This is a genomic window from Edaphosphingomonas laterariae, assembly GCF_900188165.1.
GTDB lineage: Bacteria > Pseudomonadota > Alphaproteobacteria > Sphingomonadales > Sphingomonadaceae > Sphingomonas_E > Sphingomonas_E laterariae.
In genome coordinates, this window is sequence record NZ_FZOS01000002.1 from 100,749 (window position 1) to 121,608 (window position 20,860).

The 20,860-nt window shown below is 65.6% G+C and carries 17 protein-coding genes; 9 read left to right on the forward strand and 8 right to left on the reverse strand.

Annotation, left to right across the window (positions count from 1 at the left end; translation table 11 throughout):
• Positions 1-146 precede the first annotated feature (146 nt).
• The 3 genes from CHB74_RS02890 to CHB74_RS02900 all read left to right on the forward strand — a co-directional run bounded on the left by CHB74_RS02890 (position 147) and on the right by CHB74_RS02900 (position 6,418).
• Entirely contained in the window at positions 147-2,426 is a 2,280-nt protein-coding gene (locus CHB74_RS02890) for a TonB-dependent receptor (protein WP_089218113.1), read from the forward strand.
• Between the two features lie 16 nt (positions 2,427-2,442).
• Positions 2,443-4,542: a phosphocholine-specific phospholipase C gene (locus CHB74_RS02895; protein ID WP_089218114.1), complete on the forward strand. Its 2,100-nt coding sequence runs from the start codon at positions 2,443-2,445 to the stop codon at positions 4,540-4,542.
• Positions 4,543-4,750: 208 nt separating this feature from the next.
• Positions 4,751-6,418, forward strand: a complete 1,668-nt coding sequence (locus CHB74_RS02900; protein WP_089218115.1) for an MFS transporter — start codon at positions 4,751-4,753, stop codon at positions 6,416-6,418.
• Between the two features lie 3 nt (positions 6,419-6,421).
• Here the strand turns inward: CHB74_RS02900 and CHB74_RS02905 are convergent, their stop codons facing one another.
• The 5 genes from CHB74_RS02905 to CHB74_RS02925 all read right to left on the reverse strand — a co-directional run bounded on the left by CHB74_RS02905 (position 6,422) and on the right by CHB74_RS02925 (position 11,853).
• On the reverse strand, positions 6,422-6,877 hold the full coding sequence (locus CHB74_RS02905; RefSeq protein WP_089218116.1) for a MaoC family dehydratase: 456 nt from the start codon (positions 6,875-6,877) through the stop codon (positions 6,422-6,424).
• A 68-nt stretch (positions 6,878-6,945) separates the two neighbouring features.
• Positions 6,946-8,841 (reverse strand): acetyl/propionyl/methylcrotonyl-CoA carboxylase subunit alpha, encoded by a 1,896-nt coding sequence (locus CHB74_RS02910; RefSeq protein WP_089218117.1) that lies wholly within the window; start codon positions 8,839-8,841, stop codon positions 6,946-6,948.
• On the reverse strand, positions 8,838-9,149 hold the full coding sequence (locus CHB74_RS02915; protein ID WP_089218118.1) for a DUF3088 family protein: 312 nt from the start codon (positions 9,147-9,149) through the stop codon (positions 8,838-8,840). The genes CHB74_RS02910 and CHB74_RS02915 overlap by 4 nt, the downstream gene beginning before the upstream one ends.
• Complete coding sequence (locus CHB74_RS02920; RefSeq protein WP_089218119.1) at positions 9,149-10,750, reverse strand: carboxyl transferase domain-containing protein; 1,602 nt, start codon at positions 10,748-10,750, stop codon at positions 9,149-9,151. The genes CHB74_RS02915 and CHB74_RS02920 overlap by 1 nt, the downstream gene beginning before the upstream one ends.
• The gene (locus tag CHB74_RS02925; RefSeq protein ID WP_089218294.1) at positions 10,747-11,853 is read right to left on the reverse strand and encodes an acyl-CoA dehydrogenase family protein; all 1,107 of its coding nucleotides are present in this window, start codon (positions 11,851-11,853) and stop codon (positions 10,747-10,749) included. Before CHB74_RS02925 ends, CHB74_RS02920 begins: the two co-directional genes overlap by 4 nt.
• 135 nt (positions 11,854-11,988) lie before the next feature.
• On the opposite strand from CHB74_RS02925, the gene CHB74_RS02930 reads away from it, so the two are divergent.
• Positions 11,989-12,846, forward strand: a complete 858-nt coding sequence (locus CHB74_RS02930; RefSeq protein ID WP_089218120.1) for a LysR family transcriptional regulator — start codon at positions 11,989-11,991, stop codon at positions 12,844-12,846.
• Between the two features lie 26 nt (positions 12,847-12,872).
• On the opposite strand, the gene CHB74_RS21525 is transcribed toward CHB74_RS02930, so the two are convergent.
• Entirely contained in the window at positions 12,873-14,105 is a 1,233-nt protein-coding gene (locus CHB74_RS21525) for a glycosyltransferase (protein ID WP_179220692.1), read from the reverse strand.
• A 109-nt stretch (positions 14,106-14,214) separates the two neighbouring features.
• On the opposite strand from CHB74_RS21525, the gene CHB74_RS02945 reads away from it, so the two are divergent.
• Complete coding sequence (locus CHB74_RS02945; protein WP_179220693.1) at positions 14,215-15,759, forward strand: glycosyltransferase family 39 protein; 1,545 nt, start codon at positions 14,215-14,217, stop codon at positions 15,757-15,759.
• Between the two features lie 6 nt (positions 15,760-15,765).
• On the opposite strand, the gene dinB is transcribed toward CHB74_RS02945, so the two are convergent.
• Positions 15,766-16,833 carry a DNA polymerase IV gene (gene dinB / locus CHB74_RS02950; RefSeq protein ID WP_089218122.1) on the reverse strand — a complete coding sequence of 356 codons (1,068 nt, stop codon included), beginning with the start codon at positions 16,831-16,833 and terminating at the stop codon, positions 15,766-15,768.
• A gap of 244 nt (positions 16,834-17,077) precedes the next feature.
• Between dinB and CHB74_RS22755 the strand changes: the two genes are divergently transcribed.
• The 4 genes from CHB74_RS22755 to CHB74_RS02970 all read left to right on the forward strand — a co-directional run bounded on the left by CHB74_RS22755 (position 17,078) and on the right by CHB74_RS02970 (position 19,451).
• Positions 17,078-17,482, forward strand: coding sequence for a DUF805 domain-containing protein (locus CHB74_RS22755; RefSeq protein WP_089218123.1), 405 nt, complete (start codon positions 17,078-17,080; stop codon positions 17,480-17,482).
• Between the two features lie 87 nt (positions 17,483-17,569).
• The gene (locus CHB74_RS02960; protein WP_089218296.1) at positions 17,570-18,283 is read left to right on the forward strand and encodes a 2OG-Fe(II) oxygenase; all 714 of its coding nucleotides are present in this window, start codon (positions 17,570-17,572) and stop codon (positions 18,281-18,283) included.
• On the forward strand, positions 18,270-19,043 hold the full coding sequence (alkB, locus tag CHB74_RS02965) for a DNA oxidative demethylase AlkB (protein ID WP_089218124.1): 774 nt from the start codon (positions 18,270-18,272) through the stop codon (positions 19,041-19,043). The genes CHB74_RS02960 and alkB overlap by 14 nt, the downstream gene beginning before the upstream one ends.
• Before the next feature lie 9 nt (positions 19,044-19,052).
• On the forward strand, positions 19,053-19,451 hold the full coding sequence (locus tag CHB74_RS02970) for a hypothetical protein (protein WP_089218125.1): 399 nt from the start codon (positions 19,053-19,055) through the stop codon (positions 19,449-19,451).
• Positions 19,452-19,548: 97 nt separating this feature from the next.
• On the opposite strand, the gene CHB74_RS02975 is transcribed toward CHB74_RS02970, so the two are convergent.
• On the reverse strand, positions 19,549-20,739 hold the full coding sequence (locus tag CHB74_RS02975) for a BamA/TamA family outer membrane protein (protein ID WP_089218126.1): 1,191 nt from the start codon (positions 20,737-20,739) through the stop codon (positions 19,549-19,551).
• Between the last annotated feature and the right edge of the window lie 121 nt (positions 20,740-20,860).

Genomic DNA, 20,860 nt, shown 5'->3' on the forward strand with positions numbered 1-20,860 from the left:
TTTCCTGAAAAATCGGGAAATTTCCGTCGATGTGGTGAGCCCGTGCGCTTGTGCGAGTTTCCAGAGTCACTGAACTTTTGTTTTTCTGTCACACCGAGTGTACATTCGTCCCGTAGCGGCTCCCCCGAACGAACGGGGAGTCGAACATGACGCGCTTTGGTGGAACATTCGGGCTTATGTGCAGCGCGGCTGCGGCTGGACTTCTGTTTTTTCCCGCGACCTCGCGGGCGAACTCCGCCGCGCCGGTAGCGGCTGACGCTGCTGATGCGGCCGACGCCGCCGAAATCGTCGTGACCGCGCAACAGCGTGAACAGCGCCTTGTCGACGTGCCGGTGCCGGTCACCCAATTGTCGGGCGAGATTCTCGACACGTTCAAGGTCCAGGGCATGGGCGATCTTTCGCTCTACACGCCCGGATTTCTAGTTCAGGAGCAGAGCGTCCAGCGTTCCGGCTTCAATCTGCGCGGCCTTACCCAGGACGATTCGAGCCCGGTTTCCGAGCCCGTGATGTCGATCTTCACCGACGGCGTGGACAATAGCCGTCAGGCCGGCGCCGTGTCCGAACTGATCGACGTCGACAATATTCAGGTCATTCGCGGGCCGCAGGGCACCCTGTTCGGCCGGGGATCGGTGATCGGCGTCCTTGCGATCGAAACGAAGCGGCCGGCCAACGATTTCGAGGCGCAGGTCAATGCCGAAGTCGGCAGCTATGACCTGTTCAACATATCCGGGGTGGTGAACGCGCCGATCGTCGACGACAAGCTCGCGGTGCGCGGCGCGGTCCGCTTCAAGAAACGCGACGGCACCGTGCGCAACCTTGCGCTGCCCGGCACGCGGCTCAACGGTGTCGACACATTTTATGGTCGCGGATCGGTGCGCTTCAGCCCGACCGAAGCGATCATGTCCGACCTGATCTTCACCTATCAGGAGGATCATCCGCCCGCGACGCAGTTCAAGTCGATCGTCGTCGCGCCCGAAGGCGGCGATACCAGCCCCTTCACCGCATCGGCGCAGGATCGTCCCGATCAGGGCATCGACCGCAAGGTCTGGGGCCTGACCTGGGATAACCGGATCGAACTGGCCGATACGGTCGATCTGCGCTCCATCACCGGCTTCCGCAAGGTCGATGCCGAAGAACGGTGGGACGGCGACGGCACCGCTTATTCCTACATCATCGGCGATCAGCACACGAAGCAGAAGCAGATCAGCGAGGAACTGCGCGTGACCTGGGCGCCGGATCCCAGCTTCACGCTGATGGGCGGCGGCAGCTGGTTCCACGAAAAGGTGGAGGACGTGATCGGCCTGGGCCTGAACGAGCAATATATGCTCGGCAGTTTCCCGACCATCGCGGCCCCCGATCGCCCGATCGTGGCGGCGGCCACCTTCTACGGCATGCCCGTTACGGCGATGAACTATAACGCGCAGACGCGGAAGAACGACCGCACCAGCCTGGCGGCCTATGTCAACGTCTCCAAGACCTTCTTCGACCGCCTGACCATCGATGCGGGCCTGCGCTACACACATGACGAGGCGACGACCGAGGCCGCGGCCACCCGCGTCTCGCGCGATGGCATCGCCCCCATCGCGCTGCCCAACGGCCTGTTCGGCAATTCCAACGGCGTGTTCGCGTCCTACGAAAACCCGTTCAGCTTCTGGACGCCGCGCGGCGCCGTCTCGTTCAAGGTCACGCCGGATCTCAATGTCTATGTCGGCATCGCGCGCGGCATGCGTTCGGGCGTCGTCGATGCGGTGTTCAGCCGCACGGCGGTCGGCCCGGCGACCTTCAACCTCGTCGAGCCCGAGGAGGTGGTGAATTACGAAGCGGGCGTGAAGTGGAAGTTCGGCGCGATGAACGCCGATCTGACCTTCTTCAAATATGACTATACCAACCTGCAGGTGCGCGATCCCAATTCGCTGGTCGGCGCGTTGATCAATGCGGGTTCGGCCGAGGGCAAGGGCTTCGAAGCCTCGCTGCGCGGGGAAGTGCTGAAGGGCCTGAACCTGATCGCCAGCTATGCCTATACCGATGCGGGCTATACGAGCTTCTTCGACAGCGCGGGCAAGGATCTGTCGGGCAACCGCTTCCGCCTGTCGCCGCGCAACAAGGCGTCGCTTGGCCTTTCCTACGAAGGGGCGGTGACGGACACGCTGAACATCACCGCGCGCGTGACCGAATTCTACCAGTCCAAGGTCTATTTCAACGCCGACAACCTGCCGCATGAATCGCAGGATGGTTACGCCGTCACCAATATCGGCGTCGGCCTGAAAAGCGCGGACGGCGGCTGGGGTGTTGAAGCCTACGTCAACAATCTGTTCGACAAGGATTATCTGCTGGATCTCGGCAATACGGGCAAGGGCTTCGGCCTGCCCACCGCCATCCGTGGCGAACCCCGCATCGCCGGCATCCGCTTCAGCCAGAATTTCTAACGGGAGGATTTGAAGAATGACGAGTCACGCCAGTCGCCGCCGCTTCCTGCAAGGGGCAGGCATTGCCGCGGCCGGATCGATGATGCACCCCAGCATCGCCCGCGCGCTGGCCATTCCTGCCAACCGCCGCACCGGCACGATCAAGGATGTCGAACATATCGTCATCCTGATGCAGGAAAATCGCTCGTTCGATCATTATTACGGCACGATGCGGGGCGTTCAGGGGTTTGGCGATCCGCATCCGGTGCCGCTGTCCGGCGGCCGCAAGGTGTGGGAACAGAAGGACAAGGAAGGCAAGACCATCCTGCCCTTCCATCTCGACACCAAGGCGACGGCGGCGCTCAAGGTCGCCGATCTTCCCCATGGCTGGGAGGATGCGAACGGCGCCGCGCGGCAGGGGCGCTGGGATGGCTGGATCCCCTGGAAATCCGACCTGACGATGGGCCATTACCGGCGCGAGGATATTCCGTTCCAATATGCGCTGGCGGAAGCCTTCACCATCTGCGACGCCTATCATTGCTCGGTCCACGGGCAGACCAACCCCAACCGGCTGTTCATCTGGGCCGGCGGCAATGATCCGCGCGCCGTCGGCGGTGGCCCGGTGGTGGCCAACAGCTCGGGCGTCGCGCTCGACGTGACGTTCAAGATCACGCCGGAAATGCTGGCCGCCGCCAAGCGCCACAATATCGATCTCACCAAGATCGACGTCAGCAAGTACAAGAATTACGGCAAGGGCCCGCGCTACACCTACAAGACCTATCCCGAACGCCTCGAAGCGGCGGGCATCAGCTGGAAGGTCTATCAGGACCCGAAGGACAATTTCATGGGCCTGACCAACCCGGCGGTCGCCTTCCAGGCCTATAATGACGCAAAGCCTGGTGAGCCGCTGCACGACAAGGCCATGTCGCGCTGGACGCTGGACGATCTTCGCGCCGATGCGATGGCGGGCAAATTGCCGCAGGTGGTGTGGATCGCCTGTTCGCAATCGGACAGCGAACATCCCGAAGGGTCCAGCCCGATCGAGGGCGCGAACTTCACCGCCCGCGTGCTCGATGCGCTGACCGCCAACCCGGACGTCTGGTCGAAGACCGTGCTTTTCCTCAACTTCGACGAAAATGACGGCTTCTACGATCATGTCACGCCGCCGGCGCCTCCGGGCATCAACCCCGATGGCAGCCGGGCCGGCGCGTCCACCGTGGATACGACCGACGATTTCCACAGCGACAAGCTGTCCTACGGCTTGAGCGTGCGCGTGCCGATGACAGTGATCTCGCCATGGAGCACGGGCGGCTGGGTCAATTCGCAGGTGTTCGATCACACCTCGGTCATCCGCTTCATCGAAACGCGCTTCGGCGTGATGGAACCCAACATCACGCCATGGCGTCGCGCGGTGTGCGGCGATCTGACCTCGGCGTTCGATTTCTCGAAGCATGAGGCACAGCGCCTGGCCCTGCCGGATACGAGCGATGCGGCGAAGCAGGTTGCCGCCGCGCTTCAATTGCCCAAGCCGGTCGCGCCCGTGCCCGGCGCATTGCCGGCGCAGGAGCCCGGCACCCGCCCGTCGCGCGCGCTGCCTTATGGCCCGGCGTTCGACGAAACGGTCGGCAATGGCAGCGTGCAACTGCGCTTCGGCAATGTCGGCAAGGCGGGGCTCGTCTATCAGGTCCATGACCTGAACGATCTCGACGCGATGCCGCGCCATTATACCGTCGAACCGGGCAAGGCGCTGGCGGGCGACTGGGCGTTCGCCGGGCAAGGCTATCATCTCCAGGTGCGCGGCCCCAATCGCTGGTATCGCGAGATGAAGGGCAGTGCCCAGTCCCACCTCGCCATCGCCACCCGCGTGGCCGGCGGCAAGGAACTCGTCGTCGAGATCACGAACAGCGGCGACGCGCCGGTGATGCTGTCGTGCCAGGATCTGCTTGGTGGCAAGCAGAAGCAGGTGGAAGCCGCCCCCGGCAAGACCAGCTGGCGCGTCGCCATCGCGTCCACCGGGCAGTGGTACGACATCGAGATCGCCGACCGCACCGGCTCCGGCTTCCTGCGCCGCATGTCCGGCCGCGTCGAAACCGGCCGCGATTCGGTGAGCTGGCCGACGCCCGCCACGCTGGGCTGATCGCGCGCCTCCGGCCACGCCGCTTCATCGCCAGCCTTTGGCGAAGCTGCGTGGCCGGAGAACGCTTAACGGCGGTTCCGATATCGGCCCTGCGATCGGCCATCACGTCCACCACAAGCTTCCGAAAGCCATCGCCACCCAGATATTTTCCGGCTAGCCATGGCTCCCACAAGGCGCGCGGACGAGGCGCCACATAGGGGAGAGACGGATGGCGAGCCTGCCGAACGACGTGGCCAAGCATCATGAAGCGACGCAGAGCGAAAAGCTGGTGATCGCGGCCTCGTCGCTCGGCACGGTGTTCGAATGGTATGATTTCTACCTCTACGGCCTGCTCGCCACGATCATCACCGCCCAGTTCTTTTCGGGCGTGAACGAGACCACGGGCTTCATCTTCGCGCTGGCCGCCTTTGCCGCCGGTTTCGCCGTGCGGCCGTTCGGCGCATTGGTGTTCGGCCGGATCGGCGATCTTGTTGGCCGCAAGAACACCTTCCTCGTCACCATGGGCATCATGGGCGTTTCGACCTTCTTGGTCGGCCTGTTGCCAAGCTATGCCACGGCCGGCGTGGCGGCGCCGATCGCCCTTGTGCTGCTGCGCCTGTTGCAGGGGCTGGCGCTGGGCGGCGAATATGGCGGGGCGGCGACCTATGTGGCCGAACATGCGCCCAACCATCGGCGCGGGCTTTACACGAGCTTCATCCAGACCACGGCGACGCTGGGCCTGTTCGCCGCGCTGCTGGTGGTGATCGGCGTGCGCACGCTGGTGGGCGAGGCGGCGTTCGCCGATTGGGGCTGGCGCGTGCCCTTCCTCGTTTCGATCATCCTGCTTGCCGTGTCGATGTGGATCCGCCTGCAGCTCAACGAAAGCCCCGTCTTCAAGAAGATGAAGGAGGAGGGGCGGACGTCGAAGGCGCCGTTGACCGAGGCGTTCGGCCAGTGGAGCAACCTCAAGGTGGTCATCATCGCGCTGGTCGGCGCGGTCGCCGGGCAGGCGGTGATCTGGTACACCGGCCAGTTCTACGCCCTGTTCTTCCTGGAAAAGACGCTGAAGGTGGATGGGGCGACCACCAATATCCTGACGGCGATCGCGCTGGCGCTGGCGACGCCTGCCTTCGTGTTCTTCGGCTGGCTGTCCGATCGGATCGGGCGCAAGCCGATCATCCTCACCGGCTGCCTGCTGGCCGCGCTCACCTATTTCCCGCTGTTCGAGGCGCTTTCGAAGGCGGCGAACCCGGCGCTGCACGCCGCGCAGGCGAGCGCGCCGGTGGTGGTGATCGCCGATCCCGCCGATTGTTCGGTGCAGTTCGATCCGGTGGGGCGCAACCGGTTCGACAGCAAATCCTGCGATATCGCCAAATCCTATCTGGCCAAGGCCGGTATTTCCTACACCAACGAAGCCGCGCCGGCCGGCAGCGTGGCGCAGGTGCGGATCGGCGACATGGCGATCGCGTCGGTCGATCCGGATCTTGCCGCCGGGCCGCACCGGGGCGAGGCGATCGCGGACTTCCAGGGGCAGCTGAAGGCCGCGCTCGACGCCGTGGGCTATCCGGCCAAGGCCGATCCCGCCGCGATCGACAAGGTGATGGTGGTGGCGATCCTCACCATCCTCGTCCTCTATGTGACGATGGTCTATGGCCCGATCGCGGCGTTGCTGGTGGAACTGTTCCCCACCCGCATCCGCTACACATCGATGTCGCTGCCTTACCATATCGGCAACGGCTGGTTCGGCGGCTTCCTGCCGACGACGGCGTTCGCGATGGTCGCCGCCACGGGCGATATCTATTACGGGCTATGGTATCCGATCGTCGTCGCCGCGATCACGCTGGTGGCGGGGTTGCTGTTCCTGCCCGAAACCTACCGCCGCAATATCGACGACTGAGGATCAGCTGTCCGGGCGCCGGCGGATCAGCGCCATGCGCAGGCAGCGGCAGACGACTTCGTCACGCTGGTTCCACAGTTCGTGGCGGAAGGTGACGATGCCGGCATCGGGGCGCGAACGGCTGTCCTTCAGGTCCGCCACCTCGGTTTCGGCGCGCATCGTATCGCCGATGAACACGGGCTTCGGCATGACCAGCTTGTCATAGCCGAGATTGGCGACCAGCGTGCCGAGCGTCGTTTCCTGAACCGAAAGGCCGACCATCAAGGCGAAGGTGAAGGTGCCGTTGACGAGGATCTGGCCGAACTCGCTGGCCCTTGCCGCCTCGACATCGATGTGCATCGGCTGGGCATTATATGTCATCGTCGAGAAAAGCAGGTTGTCGGTTTCGGTGACCGTGCGACGGATTTCATGCGTGATCCGATCGCCAACCTTCCAGTCTTCATACCAACGCCCAGCCACTATCCATCCCCTGCTTTCGATTTGTTGATCGCTTGCTTGCCACGGCCAATGTTAACGGATGGCGAAGGTCAGCCCGCTTTTTCGACGCGGACGAGCGTGACGCCTTCCGCCACCTGCGCGCCGGCCACCGCCTTCAGATCGGCGACCATGCCGTCGAAGGGGGCGGTGAGCGCCTGCTCCATCTTCATCGCTTCGAGCACGAGAAGCTTCTGCCCCTTGGCGACGGCCTGCCCCTCGGCCACGTCGACCGAGACGATGCGGCCGGGCATGGGCGACAGGATGGAGCCGTCGGAGGCGCCCCCGGCACCGGCCGCAACCGGCGGCGTTAGTGTGAAGAAATGGCTATGTCCGTGCTCGGTGACGACGATGGTGCCATCTCTTTCACGATCCGAACACAGGCCGGTCGAACGCTTTTGTTGGGTCGCGGTGACTTCGTAACCCTTGCCTTCCGCAAACAGGTCGACGCTCAGCCGTGGTTGCGCATTCAGCCGGAAGCCGAACATGCCTTCGTGAAACGCACGTTGGTCCCAGTCGCCCTCGTCGAGCCAATCACGCCGGAAACGATCGCCGGCCGCTGCAAGCGCGAGCGGTGATGGCTCGGGCGCGGCAGTCAGCGCGTCGCCGGCTCGTTCGATCAATCCGGTGTCGACCTGGCCCTTGGCGAAAGCGTCGAGCGTCAGGCAGGCATGCAGAAAGCCTTTGTTGGTATGCAAAGGGCCGACGAAGCTGCTGTCCAGCCAGTGTAGAAGCTGCGCCCGCGCTTCCTCCCGGCTGGAACCGTGGCAGATCACCTTGGCGATCATCGGGTCATAGAATGATGTGACGCGGTCGCCCTCCTCGACGCCGGATTCCACGCGGGCGCGATAATCAAATAGGAGCCGGTCGACGCGGCCGGGACTCGGCAGAAACCCCTTTGCCGGATCTTCGGCATAAAGACGTGCCTCGATCGCCCAGCCATTGATGCTGAGTTCGTCCTGGCGTTTCGGCAGCGGTTCGCCCGACGCCACGCGGAACTGCCATTCGACCAGATCGACGCCGGTGATCTCCTCGGTGACCGGATGTTCAACCTGAAGGCGGGTGTTCATCTCCATGAACCAGATGCGGTCGGCGCGCAGGCCATCCGAGGCATCGGCGATGAATTCGATCGTGCCGGCGCCGACATAATCCACCGCCCTGGCCGCGCGGACGGCGGCGGCGCAGATCGCTTCGCGCGTCGCTTCGTCCATGCCGGGGGCGGGGGCTTCCTCGATCACCTTCTGGTGGCGGCGCTGGAGCGAGCAATCGCGTTCGAACAGGTGGACGATATTGCCGTGGGTGTCGCCGAACACCTGCACCTCGATATGACGGGGCGACAGGATATATTTCTCGATCAGCACGCGATCGTCGCCGAAGGAGGACGCGGCCTCGCGCTGGCAGGAGAGGAGCGCATCGGCGAAATCCTCCGTCCGGTCGACGCGGCGCATCCCCTTGCCGCCGCCGCCCGCCACCGCCTTGATCAGGACGGGATAGCCGATCGCATCGGCTTCGGATCGCAGCCGATCGGGCGACTGATCTTCGCCCAGATAGCCGGGCGTCACCGGCACGCCGGCATCGGCCATCAGCTTCTTGGCGGCATCCTTCAGCCCCATGGCGGTGATGCTGGACGGGTTGGGGCCGACCCAGATCAGCCCCGCATCCATCACCGCCTGCGCGAAGGCCGCATTTTCGGAAAGGAAGCCATAGCCGGGGTGGATCGCCTCCGCGCCCGTCGCCTTGGCGGCGGCGATGATCTTGTCACCGACCAGATAGCTTTCGCGCGCCGGCGACGGGCCGATATGCACCGCTTCGTCCGCCTGGCGGACATGGAGCGCGTTCGCATCGGCATCCGAATAGACCGCGACGGTGCGGATCCCCATCGCGCGCGCGGTGCGGATGATGCGACAGGCGATCTCGCCCCGATTGGGGATCAGCAGCGAGCGGATCATGGATGGCGCTCCGGGAAGCCATGGCGGGTGTGGAGCGCATGGAGCAGCGCCTCAATCTCGTTGACGAAGCCGCCTTCATCGAAAGCGAGCGCGGGCAGGTTCTGGTTTTCCGCGCCCAGCGCCTCCACCACCAGCGCGCGCGGGCGCGGATAGGGGATGCGGATCACGTCGAGATTGGCGGCCTTGTCCGGAAAGGCGGCCAGCAGCCCTTCGACCGTGATGCAATCCTTGCAGTAGAAGCTGCGTCCGGGCAGCGCATCGTCGGAAAAGCGGCTGTCGAGCAGGAAAAGGCGGTCCTTGGTCATCATCACATCCGGAACACGCCGAACGCGGGGCGTTCGGGAATAGGGGCGTTGAGCGTGGCGGCGAAGGCGAGGCCCAGCACGTCGCGGGTCTGGGCGGGGTCGATCACGCCGTCGTCCCACAGCCGCGCGGTGGCGTGGTAGGGATTGCCTTCATCTTCGTAACGCTGGCGGATTGGCGCCTTGAAGGCTTCGGCCTCCTCCGCCGTCCAGCTGTCGGCATCGCGGTGGACGGTGGCGAGCACCGATGCGGCCTGTTCGCCGCCCATCACGCTGATCCGGCTGTTGGGCCAGGTGAACAGGAAACGGGGCGAATAGGCCCGGCCGCACATGCCGTAATTGCCGGCGCCGAAGCTGCCGCCGATCAGCACGGTGATCTTGGGCACGGTGGCGGTGGCGACGGCCGTGACCAGCTTGGCGCCGTGCTTGGCGATCCCCTCCGCCTCATATTTCCCGCCGACCATGAAGCCGGAGATGTTCTGAAGGAAAAGCAGCGGCACACGGCGCTGGCAGGCCAGTTCGATGAAATGCGCGCCCTTGACCGCGCTTTCCGAGAACAGCACGCCATTATTGGCGAGGATCGCCACCGGCATCCCCCAGATGCGGGCAAAGCCGCAGACCAGCGACGGGCCATAGAGCGCCTTGAACTCGTGAAACTCGGACCCGTCGACGATCCGCGCGATCACTTCATGCACGTCATAAGGCGCGCGCACGTCATTGGGGATCAGGCCGTAAAGCTCTTGCGGCTCGAATTTCGGCGGGCGCGGTTCGGCCACGTCGATGTCGATCTTCGCCGTGGTGTTGAGCGTCGAGACGATGTCGCGGACGATGGTCAGCGCATGTTCGTCATTTTCGGCGACATGATCGACCACGCCGGACTTGCGGCCATGGAGATCGCCGCCACCCAGATCCTCGGCCGAAATCACCTCGCCCGTTGCGGCCTTCACCAGCGGCGGGCCGGCGAGGAAGATCGTGCCCTGATTGCGGATGATGACGGTTTCGTCGGACATGGCCGGCACATAGGCGCCGCCGGCGGTGCAACTGCCCATCACGCAGGCGATCTGCGGGATGCCCTTGGCGGACATATTGGCCTGGTTGAAGAAGATACGGCCGAAATGCTCGCGATCGGGGAAAACCTCGGCCTGATGGGGCAGGTTCGCGCCCCCGCTATCGACCAGATAGATGCAGGGCAGGCGGTTCTGTTCGGCGATCTCCTGCGCGCGGAGATGCTTCTTCACCGTCATCGGATAATAAGTGCCGCCTTTCACCGTCGCATCGTTGCAGACGATCATCACCTGCCGGCCCGAAACGCGGCCGATGCCGGCGATCAGCCCCGCGCCGGGCACCTCGCCCTGATAAAGGTCGCAGGCGGCGAGCTGGCCGATTTCCAGAAAGGGCGAGCCGGGATCGAGCAGCCGTTCGACGCGATCGCGCGGCAGCAGCTTGCCGCGCGCCGTATGCCGGCTACGCGAGGATTCGGACCCGCCGAGCGCGGCGGCCGACACCCGCGCGCGCAGTTCATCGGCCAGCGCGCGATTGTGGGTGGCGTTGGCGGCGAAGGCTTCCGACGCGACGTCGATGGCGGTGGAGAGGGCGGGCGCGCTCATGCCCCGATCAGCTCCCGGCCGATCAGCATCCGGCGGATCTCGTTGGTGCCGGCGCCGATATCGAGGAGCTTCGCGTCGCGCATGAAGCGTTCGACCGGCCAGTCCTTCGTATAGCCGGCGCCGCCAAGCGCCTGCACCGCCTCCAGCGCCACCTTCACGGCATTTTCGGAGGCGAGCAGGATCGCGCCGGCCGCGTCGAAACGCGTCGTCTTGCCCGCATCGCAGGCGCGGGCGACCGCATAGACATAGGCACGGGCCGAATTGAGCGCGACATACATGTCCGCCACCTTGGCCTGCATCAGCTGGAAGGCGCCGATCGGCTGGCCGAACTGCTTGCGATCCCGCACATAAGGCAGCACGACATCAAGGCAGGCCTGCATGATGCCGAGCTGGATGCCGGAGAGCACGGTGCGCTCATAATCGAGGCCGGACATCAGCACGCCGACCCCGCCGCCGACCGGGCCCATCACATTTTCTTCCGGCACTTCGCAGTCGTTGAAAACCAGCTCGGCGGTGGGCGAACCGCGCATGCCGACCTTGTCGATCTTCTGGCCGATCGAAAAGCCGGTCATGTCCTTTTCGATCAGGAAGGTGGTGATGCCGCGGCTGCCGTCGCCCGTCCGGGCATAGACGACCAACGTGTCCGCATAGGTGGCGTTGGTGATCCAGAATTTGGTGCCGTTCAGGACGTAACGATCGCCCTTCTTCTCGGCCTTCAGCTTCATCGACACGACATCGGATCCGGCGCCGGATTCGGACATGGCAAGGCTGCCGACATGTTCGCCCGAGATCAGCTTGGGCAGATAGCGCGCCTTCTGCTCGGCATTGCCCCAGCGTCGTATCTGGTTGACGCAAAGGTTGGAGTGCGCGCCATAAGAAAGGCCGATCGAGGCCGAGGCGCGGGCCACTTCCTCCTGCGCCACGACATGTTCGAGATAGCCGAGGCCGAGCCCGCCATCCTTTTCCTCGACGGTGATGCCGTGCAGGCCGAGCGCGCCCATTTCGGGCCACAGATCGCGCGGGAACCAGTCCTCGGCGTCGATCTTCGCGGCCAGCGGCGCGATGCGATCGGTGGCAAAGCGGGCCGTGGTGTCGCGGATCATGTCCGCCGTCTCGCCCAGTGCGAAATCCAGATTGTCGGCCAACGCCTTCTCCTCTCGATGATCGCCGGTCCATCTACAGGCCCGCGCATTCCCGGCAAAATTGAAATCGCACGGGTCATGCCATAGATATCATCTATGATAGACCGCTATCTGCTGCGCTATTTCCTCGCCGTGATCGACCATGGCAATTTCAGCCGTGCGGCCGAACAATGCAATGTTTCGCAGCCCACCCTGTCGGTCGGCATTGCGAAGCTGGAACGCACGCTGGGGCGGCCCTTGTTCCATCGCACGAACCGCCGCGTGGAATTGACCCCGGCCGGCGCCCATTTCGCCGTCCACGCCCGGCGGATCGAGGCCGAGTTCAACCTGGCGGAAGCGGCTGTGGCGGGGCAGCCTGCGCGGCGGACGGTGCGGCTGGGCGTGCTGGCGACGATGCCGACCGCACAACTGGCCGCGATCGTGGCGGCGCGGGGCGCGGGCGACGAGCAGGTGGAAATCGTGGAGGGGCGCGAGCGCGATCTGCTCGACCGGCTGGCGCGCGGGCGGATCGACGCGGCGCTGACGCTGCTGCGCGCGGACAACGACCGCTATGCGCGCGAACCCCTGTGGCAGGAAGGCTATGGCCTGGCGCTGCCGCAGGCGCATCCGCTGGCTGGCGAAGCGGTGATCGCGGCCGAGGCGCTGGCCGATAATGTCATGATCGTGCGCCGCAATTGCGAGGTGCTGGCGGAAACCAGCCACCATTTCACGACGCGGGGCGTGCGCCCCTTCTTCGCGGCGCGAACCACGAACGACGATCGCGCGCTGGCGCTGGTGGCGGCGGGGTTGGGGGTGACGGTGATGCCCGATCGCCATGCCGCGCCCGGCGTAGTGCGGGCCCGGCTGGCGGGGTTCGATCATGTGCGCGAGATGGGGCTGCTTTACGCCGCCCATGCCGATCCGGCGGATCTGGGCGAAAGCGCGGTGGTGCGCGCCGTGCGGGCGGTGGCCTAGTTTGCGGGCCTGACTATGCGGCGGCGCTAGCTTTGCGGTGACGGGCGCGTGCTGGGCTTCAGGCGCGCACGGCGGGGCGGTGGGGTGACGAGCGCGCCGAGCAGCGCGGAGCAACTTGCCCGGATCGCGGCCTCCGCGTCGAAATCGCGCGCGCGATCGCCGGGGCAGACGCGATCCGGTCCGGTCTGCCACAGGATGGCCTGCGCCATCGCTTCGGTGTCCATCGGCTCGACCAGCAGGCCGAAGCGGCCGTGGCCAAGCACCTCCTGCGCATTGCCGGCGGTCAGCGAGGCGACGATCGGCACGCGGCAGGCCAGCGCTTCCAGCAGGGCGTTCGAGGCACCTTCCCATAATGAGGGGAGCGCGAAGGCGGTTGCGCGGCGCAGATAAGGGAAAGGGTTGCCGATCGCGCCGACCAGATCGACGCGATCGGCGATGCCATGATCCTGCGCGATCGCGACCAGCCGTTCGCGCGCCCGCGCCGTTCCGTGGCCAAGGATCAGCAGCCGGGTCGATCGTACCCGGTTGGCGATGGCGACGGCTTCGACCAGCGTGGCGAAATTCTTCTGCGCGACAAGGCGACCCATCGCGACCACGACGGGCTCTCCGCCGCCAGCCAGCCACGGGTGCGGGCAGGGGCCGGATGCGGCGGCGCGCGCAATCGTATCGGCCGGCACGCCATTGGGGACGACCGCCACGACACCGCGTTCGCGCGCGCCGATAAAGGCGGGGTTGCGGGCCAAATGGCGCGAAACGAGGAGCAGGCGATCGGCGCCCTTGGAGATGATCCCCATCGTCGCGCGGCGCTGGAGTCGGCGGAGCGGGCCATCGCCCGGGCGATGCAGTTCGTTGCTGATGCGATAGACGCGGCGGACATGGGCAAGCCCGGCGCTGGCGATGGCGACCGGCAGATGGCCGTGATTGCCCAGCGAGGCGAGGATTTGCGGCCCGATCGCGGCGATCCGCGCGCGCAACGCCAGCAGATCGCCGGCCAGCGCCAGCGATCGTGGCAGGCGCGTGCCGGCCGGGCGCAGTGCGACGACGCGGACCCGGCTGTCGAGATCATGCTGGTCGCGCCCATCCTCGCGGCTGACGATCAGGTGGACGTCATGGCCATCCGCCGCCAGCGCATTGGCGATTCGAACGCCGTTGCGGACGACGCCGGTCAGCGCGAAATCGAACATGAACAGGGCGACGCGCCGGGGGGCGCCATCGCCGATGGCGGATTCGCCCGCCGCTTCAATCTTGCTGCCGAACATATCGGGCGGCCTATCGCGTCCGTTTTTCGGTTCGATGACATGGGACTGTATTTTTTGCGCGCTAACGGCAAACCCCGGTGAACCCATGTCGGGCGAAGGGACGCGCTGCTTGCAATTCGGGGTTGGGGAACGCGCGTCAGCGCGTTCGGGGGTCTGGATCGTGCCGGCCTGCTTCCTGCTGGTTGCGGGCTGGCTGGTGGCGCGCGCGCTGGCGGCGCCGCTGAACCATGACGAAAGCCAATATGTCGCCGCCGCCGTGCTGAGCGGCCAGAGCCTGATCTTCCGCGATTTCCTGTCGTTGCAGCCGCCGCTTCATGCCTGGTTGCTCGCGCCGGTGGCGTGGGCCTTTGCCGGTGACAGCTTCATCGCGCTGCGCATGACTAGCGCGGCGATGGGGCTGGTGGCGCTGGCCGCCGTCTATGCCGCGCAGCGCGGTCTGGGCATTGGCAAATGGCCCGCGCTGGCCGCGACCGTGCTGATGGCGGGGTGCGACGCATTCCAGTTCACCGCCGCCGTGGTGCGCAACGATATGGCGCCGACGATGCTGCTCGCATTGGGCCTGCTGGCGGCGCTGACCGGCATCCGCCGGGGCGAATATGGCTGGTGGGCGGCGGCGGGCCTGCTGTTCGGGCTGGCGACGAGTGCCAAACTGTCCTTCGCCCCGCCGCTCGCCGTCGCCGGCTTGTTCCTGCTGGCCCATGTTCGCGATCGGCGGATCGGCGTGGCGGCGGTGCTTGCTTTTGGTTGCGGCGGGCTGGCCGGGCTGGTGCCGATGGCGATCGGCTATCTCGCCGGGCCCGATGCCTTCATCTACGGCACGCTGACCTTCGGTTCGACCGCGCCGTTCGACTGGTATCGCGCCAACGGCCTGCATTATCGCCTCGCGCCGTCGGGCAAGCTGGGCGACCTTGCCTATTTTGCGATCCTCGGCCCGACGGTGGCGGCGCTCGCGCTGGTCGGCTGGGATGGCGTGCGGCGCTGGCGGGGCGAAAAGCTGGCGGGTTTTTCGCTGGAGCAGCGCCTGCTGATCGCGCTGATCCTGGCGGGGCTGATCGGCGCCTATCTGCCGACACCGGTGCAGCGCCAATATCTGATGCCGCTGATGCCGCCCTTGTTCATCGCGCTGGGCGCGGCGCTTGCCGCCATCGCCAGCCGGCGCGGCCGCGCGATCGCGCTGGCGGTGCTGGGTCTTTTCGCGCTGTTCGGTTTCGCCAAGGCGGGCTGGCCGATGCTGCGCGCGGCGACGCATGGCGCGCCGGCGGTGGTGGTGGACGATCAGGCGGAATGGATCGGCGATGCGTTGCGCGCACAGCGTTTGACCGGGCCGGTCGCCAGCCTTTCGCCCGAGCGGCTGGTGGACAGCGGCTATCCGGTCGATCCGCGCTTCGCCACCGGGCCGTTCGTCTATCGCAGCGGCGCGCTGGTCAGCCCGCGCGATGCCGAGCGGTTTCGCGTGCTCACCGCGGGGACCTTGTTCGCAGCGCTCGACCGCGCACCGCCGGCGGCGATCCTCACCGGCTATGAAGCCGGCACGCGCAAATTCTCGATCGCGCCCGATGCCGGGCTGATCGCTTATGCCAGGGCCCGTTCCTATCGCGCGGTGCGCCTACCCGACGGGATCGGCGTGCTCCACATCAGGCCGCAGCGGCGCTGAACGCGGTCAGAGGACGAAGGCGAGCTGGCGATCGGCGGGGGCGGCCGCATCCTCGAGATTGGACAGGGTGACGCCAAGCAGGCGCACGCCCTTGGCCAGCGGGAAGATGCTGCGGACCAGTTCCACCCCCAGCACGTGAAGATGCGCGCGATCGGCGATCGGGCCGGCGATGGTGCGGCTGCGGGTGATCTGCTGGAAATCGGCATATTTCACCTTCACCGTCACGGTGCGCGCGGTGGATCGGGTGCGTTCGCACCAGTCCCACACCTCGTCCGCCATGGCGCGCACGCCATCTTCCACCGCGCCATTGGTGACGAGATCGTTGAAATAGGTCGTTTCCGATCCGCTCGATTTGCGCGGGCGATCGGGCGTGACCGCGCGTTCGTCGATCCCGCGCGAAATGGCGTGATACCAGGCGCCCGATTTGCCGAAGCGCTGCTGCAGCCAATCCATATCCTTGTCGCGCAGGTCCGCCCCGGTGAAGATGCCGAGCTGGTTGAGTTTTTCGGCGGTGCGCGGGCCGATACCGTGAAATTTGGCGACCGGCAGTGCCGCGATGAACGCCGCGCCCTGCGCCGGCGTGATCACGCACTGGCCGTTGGGCTTATTCTGATCCGACGCGATCTTGGCGAGAAACTTGTTGTAGGAGATGCCGGCGGACGCGGTGAGCCCGGTTTCGGCGAGGATGCGCGCGCGGATTTCCTGCGCGGTGGCGGTGGCCGAGGGCAGTTGCCGGCGGTTGGCGCTGACGTCCAGATAGGCTTCGTCGAGCGACAGCGGTTCGACCAGTTCGCTATATTCGGCGAAGATCGCGCGGATCTGGCGCGATACCGCGCGATAGACGTCGAAGCGGGGTGGCACGAACACCAGATCGGGGCAGCGCCGCGCCGCCGTGACCGACGGCATGGCCGATCGCACGCCAAAGCGCCGCGCCTCGTAACTCGCCGCCGCGACCACGCCGCGAGCGCTCGATCCGCCAACCGCCACCGGGCACCCGCGCAATTCGGGCCGATCGCGCTGTTCGACCGAGGCAAAGAAGGCGTCCATGTCGATATGGATGATCTTCCGCGTCATCGCGCAGGCCCGTGCATTGCTTCCGGCGAATCCTTTTTTGGAACATTATAGGAACATGCATCGGCGCCGTCACCCGCCAATCGCACGTTCGTCGAAGCTGGATGCAGTTTCGTCGAAACGCCGCCTGTTTGGAACCCGCTGTGGCGCTGCCCGTCGCGGCACCGTCGTCCGGCGACGCGGGCTCGTCCAACCAGCGATCATGGCCGGTGTTGCGCCGGACCAAGGGTTTGCCAAGGGGACTGATATGGAATGGATGCTGCTGCCGCTGAAGCGATATGCAGATTTCGGCGGCCGTTCGAGCCGCAGGGAATATTGGATGTTCGCACTGCTGCACGCGACCATCGGGCTGCTGCTCTATGTGCCGATCATCGGCGCGCTGCTGGCCGCGCCGACCAATGAGCCGCCGACGATGCTGGGCGTCGTCTTGCCGCTGTTCCTGCTCTACATGCTGGTGATGTTCGTCCCCGCGCTCGCCGTGCAGGTGCGCCGGCTGCACGATCTCGACAAATCGGGCTGGCTGCTGCTGCTGGGTTTCATTCCCTTTATCGGCGTGTTCGTGCTGCTCTACTTCATGTGCATCGAAGGCACGCGCGGCCCCAACCGTTACGGGCAGGATCCGCGCACCGACGCGACGATCTTTTCAGCCTGAAAGGGAAACGCGCCCGATAGGAGGTATCGGCCGTTTGAACGCAAGCTGCGGGATGCGAAGCCCGTGGCGTTGCGGCAGGACGCGGCGATGCAGGACGAACTGGAAGCGCGGCTCGACGCCGTGGATTGGGAAGCGGTGGCCGGCGCGCTCGACGCGCGGGGCTGGGCGGTGCTGCCGGTGCGGGCCGACGCGAATGCCTGTGCCGGGCTGGCCGCGCTCTACGATCAGGACGGCATATTCCGTAGCGAGGTGGTGATGGCGCGCCATGGCTTCGGCCGGGGTGCCTATCGCTATTTCGGCTATCCCTTGCCGGGTGCGGTGGGCGCGTTGCGGGCCGCGCTCTATCCACGGCTGGCGCCGATCGCCAATCGCTGGCAGGCGCGGATGGGCATGGCGGCAAGCTTCCCGCCCGCCCATGCGGATTTCATCGCGCGCTGCCATACCGCAGGGCAGGCGCGGCCGACCCCGCTGATCCTGCGTTATGGCCCGGGAGACTATAATTGCCTGCATCAGGATCTGTATGGCGAGCATGTCTTTCCGCTGCAGGCGGCCTTGCTGCTGTCGAGGCCGGGCGTGGATTTTACCGGCGGCGAGTTCGTGCTGACCGAACAGCGCCCGCGCATGCAATCGCGGGTCGAGGTGGTGCCGCTCGCGCAAGGCGATCTCGTGATCTTCGCGGTCAACCAGCGGCCGGTGGCGGGTGGGCGCGGCGATTATCGCGTCGCCATGCGCCACGGCGTGAGTACGGTGCGGGATGGGCTGCGCCATATGCTGGGGATCATCTTCCATGACGCGGCATGAGGCGATGGCCACCGATCTGTTCGACGATGATCGGCGCGATCTGGTGCTGGCGCCCGGCGCGATGGTGCTGGGCGGCTTCGCGGCCGACAAAGCGGGCGCATTGCTGGACGCCGTGGCGCGCATCGTGGCGCAGGCGCCGCTCCGCCATCTCGTCACGCCGGGCGGGTGGCGCATGTCGGTGGCGATGACCAATTGCGGCCGCGTCGGCTGGGTGAGCGATCGGCGCGGCTATCGCTATGATGCGATCGACCCCGAAAGCGGGCAGCCATGGCCGGCGATGCCGCCTGTCTTCGCCGAATTGGCCGGGGCAGCGGCCGACGCGGCCGGCTTTGCGGGCTTCGCGCCCGATTGCTGCCTGATCAACCATTATGCGCCCGGCGCGCGCCTGTCGCTCCATCAGGATCGCGACGAACAGGATCGCACGGCGCCGATCGTCTCGATCTCGCTCGGCCTGCCGGCGACCTTCCTGTGGGGTGGCGCGCGGCGCGGGGATCGGCCGCGCCGGCTGCGGCTGGCGCATGGCGATGCGGTGGTGTGGGGCGGGCCGGCGCGCTTTGCCTTTCACGGGGTCGATCCCATACCGGATGGCACGCACCCATTGACCGGACGCGCGCGCATCAACCTCACCTTCCGCAAGGTGTTCCGGCCGGCGGCCTACGCATCGCGGACTGCTTCTAACCGAGGCCGCCGTCGATGGTTTCCGCCTGAAACCTGCCTGTCAGGACACGCCGACATTGCAGACGCTCGAGGTGCAGCATAATTTACTTACATGCACCTAAAATTCACGGTCATTTTAACTATCGCGCTGTCACTCACTGGCTGCAGCTATCAATATGAGCTGAAGGCAATCGAATTGAACGGGAAGATCGCCTTTGTTCCTATGAAAGACAAAGGTGCCGGATGTTTTTCGAGATTCGTTGTGACGAGCGAGACTGGTGAGGTCGTTTGGAAATTGGATGCGGATCGGTATATCCACGATCCGTGCGAGAATAACTTTCCGATAATCTATGGCTCAGTGCCTCGCGGCGGCATGGCCGAAATAGTCAAGGCCAAGCCGCTCCAGGCAGGCATTCGCTATAAAATCGAGGGCTGGGATGGCGATAGCTATACCGGCGCGTTCAGTTTCCGGCAGGGCATCGTTGTCGACAACCTCGAAGATGCTCATTGAGCAAGCGTCCGCTTACCCCGACAAAGCGGCTCTCCGAATACCCTATCCGCCTCCCGATAACCCGCCGTCGTTGGCCATTGGAACTCATCCACGCCGCCTAGAAGGCTTCACCGATGCCGAAATAGAAGGCGCCGCCATCCTTGCCCCAGGCAAGATCGGCGCGCAGGTTCACATTGGCGCTTTCCGAGGCGAGGTAGCGCAGGCCGATACCGCCCGATCCGAGGACCGTGCTGTCCTTCCACACCGATTTCGCATTTTCGGCGATGCCGCCCACGCCGCCAAATGCCACCATGCCGAAGCGGCCGGCAATGTGCTGGCGTATTTCGAGCTGGAAGGCCCAGCTGGCGCCGTCGCGATAACGCCCGGCTTCGAACCCGCGCAGATCGCCATGCTGGCCGAACAGGCAGAGATCATAATAAGGCGCGTCGCCCGAAACGCTGCACGCCTGCTTGCGAAAGGCGAGCACGGTGGTTTTGGCCAGCGGGAAATAGGCATTGCCGGCGATCGACAGCTTATGATGGTCGAAATCGCTACCCAGCCACTTCGCGCCATAGAGCAGCGAGCCCTGCACATAGACGCCCTTGCGCGGATTGGTGGAATTGTCGCGCTTGTCGAAGGTGAAGGCGGGGCCGATCATCGCGATCGTGCTGTCGCGTTCAAGTTTGGGGGGGATCAGATCGGGCCGGCCGGGCAGGGGTATCGCGGCCGAGGCGTCGAGATTCATATATAGCACCCGCCCGCCGAAATAGAGGTGGCGCAACAATCCTTTGGTGAAGATCTGGCCTTCCAGATCGACCAGCCCGGCAAAGGCCTTGTCGTTCAGTTCCACCGATTTGCCGGCCGCGCCGGCATCGGGGCCGATGCCATAGAAATCGAGATTGGCCTCGCCATAAAGGGCAAGCCCGAGAAAGCGCAGCCGATCGCGCGCGAAGGACATGCTGTGGAACAGGCCGACGCCCCAGCTGTCCGTGCTGGTATAGCCCCCGGCGACGCCGCTGACCCATGGCTGGGCCGAGCGATTGGGATTGTAGAAAAGCACGCCCGCCGCCGCGAGGCCGGTGCCGACGGCCGGGCTGGACACCGGGATCGGCGCGAGCACCAGATCCGGCTTGCTGCTGGGGGCGGTGGCCGCTTCGTCGCCGGCGGGTATCTTGTCCGACGTCAGCGTGCGGGCCTGATCGATCAACTGCTTGCCGGGCGTTGCCTGCAAGGCGGTGTCCTGCGCTGCGGCGGGGAGCGCCTGGCCTGCCAGCGCGAGCAACGCGATACCACGCAAAACGAGGCGCATGTCTTCCTCCGTCCAGCCGGCAGGAGGATAGATTGCGGCGCGCGCATTACCATCGGGACAATCCCGCATTGGCAAAACCTTTCCGACGGTTGATCGTGTGTGGCCATCAGGGGCGTGCACG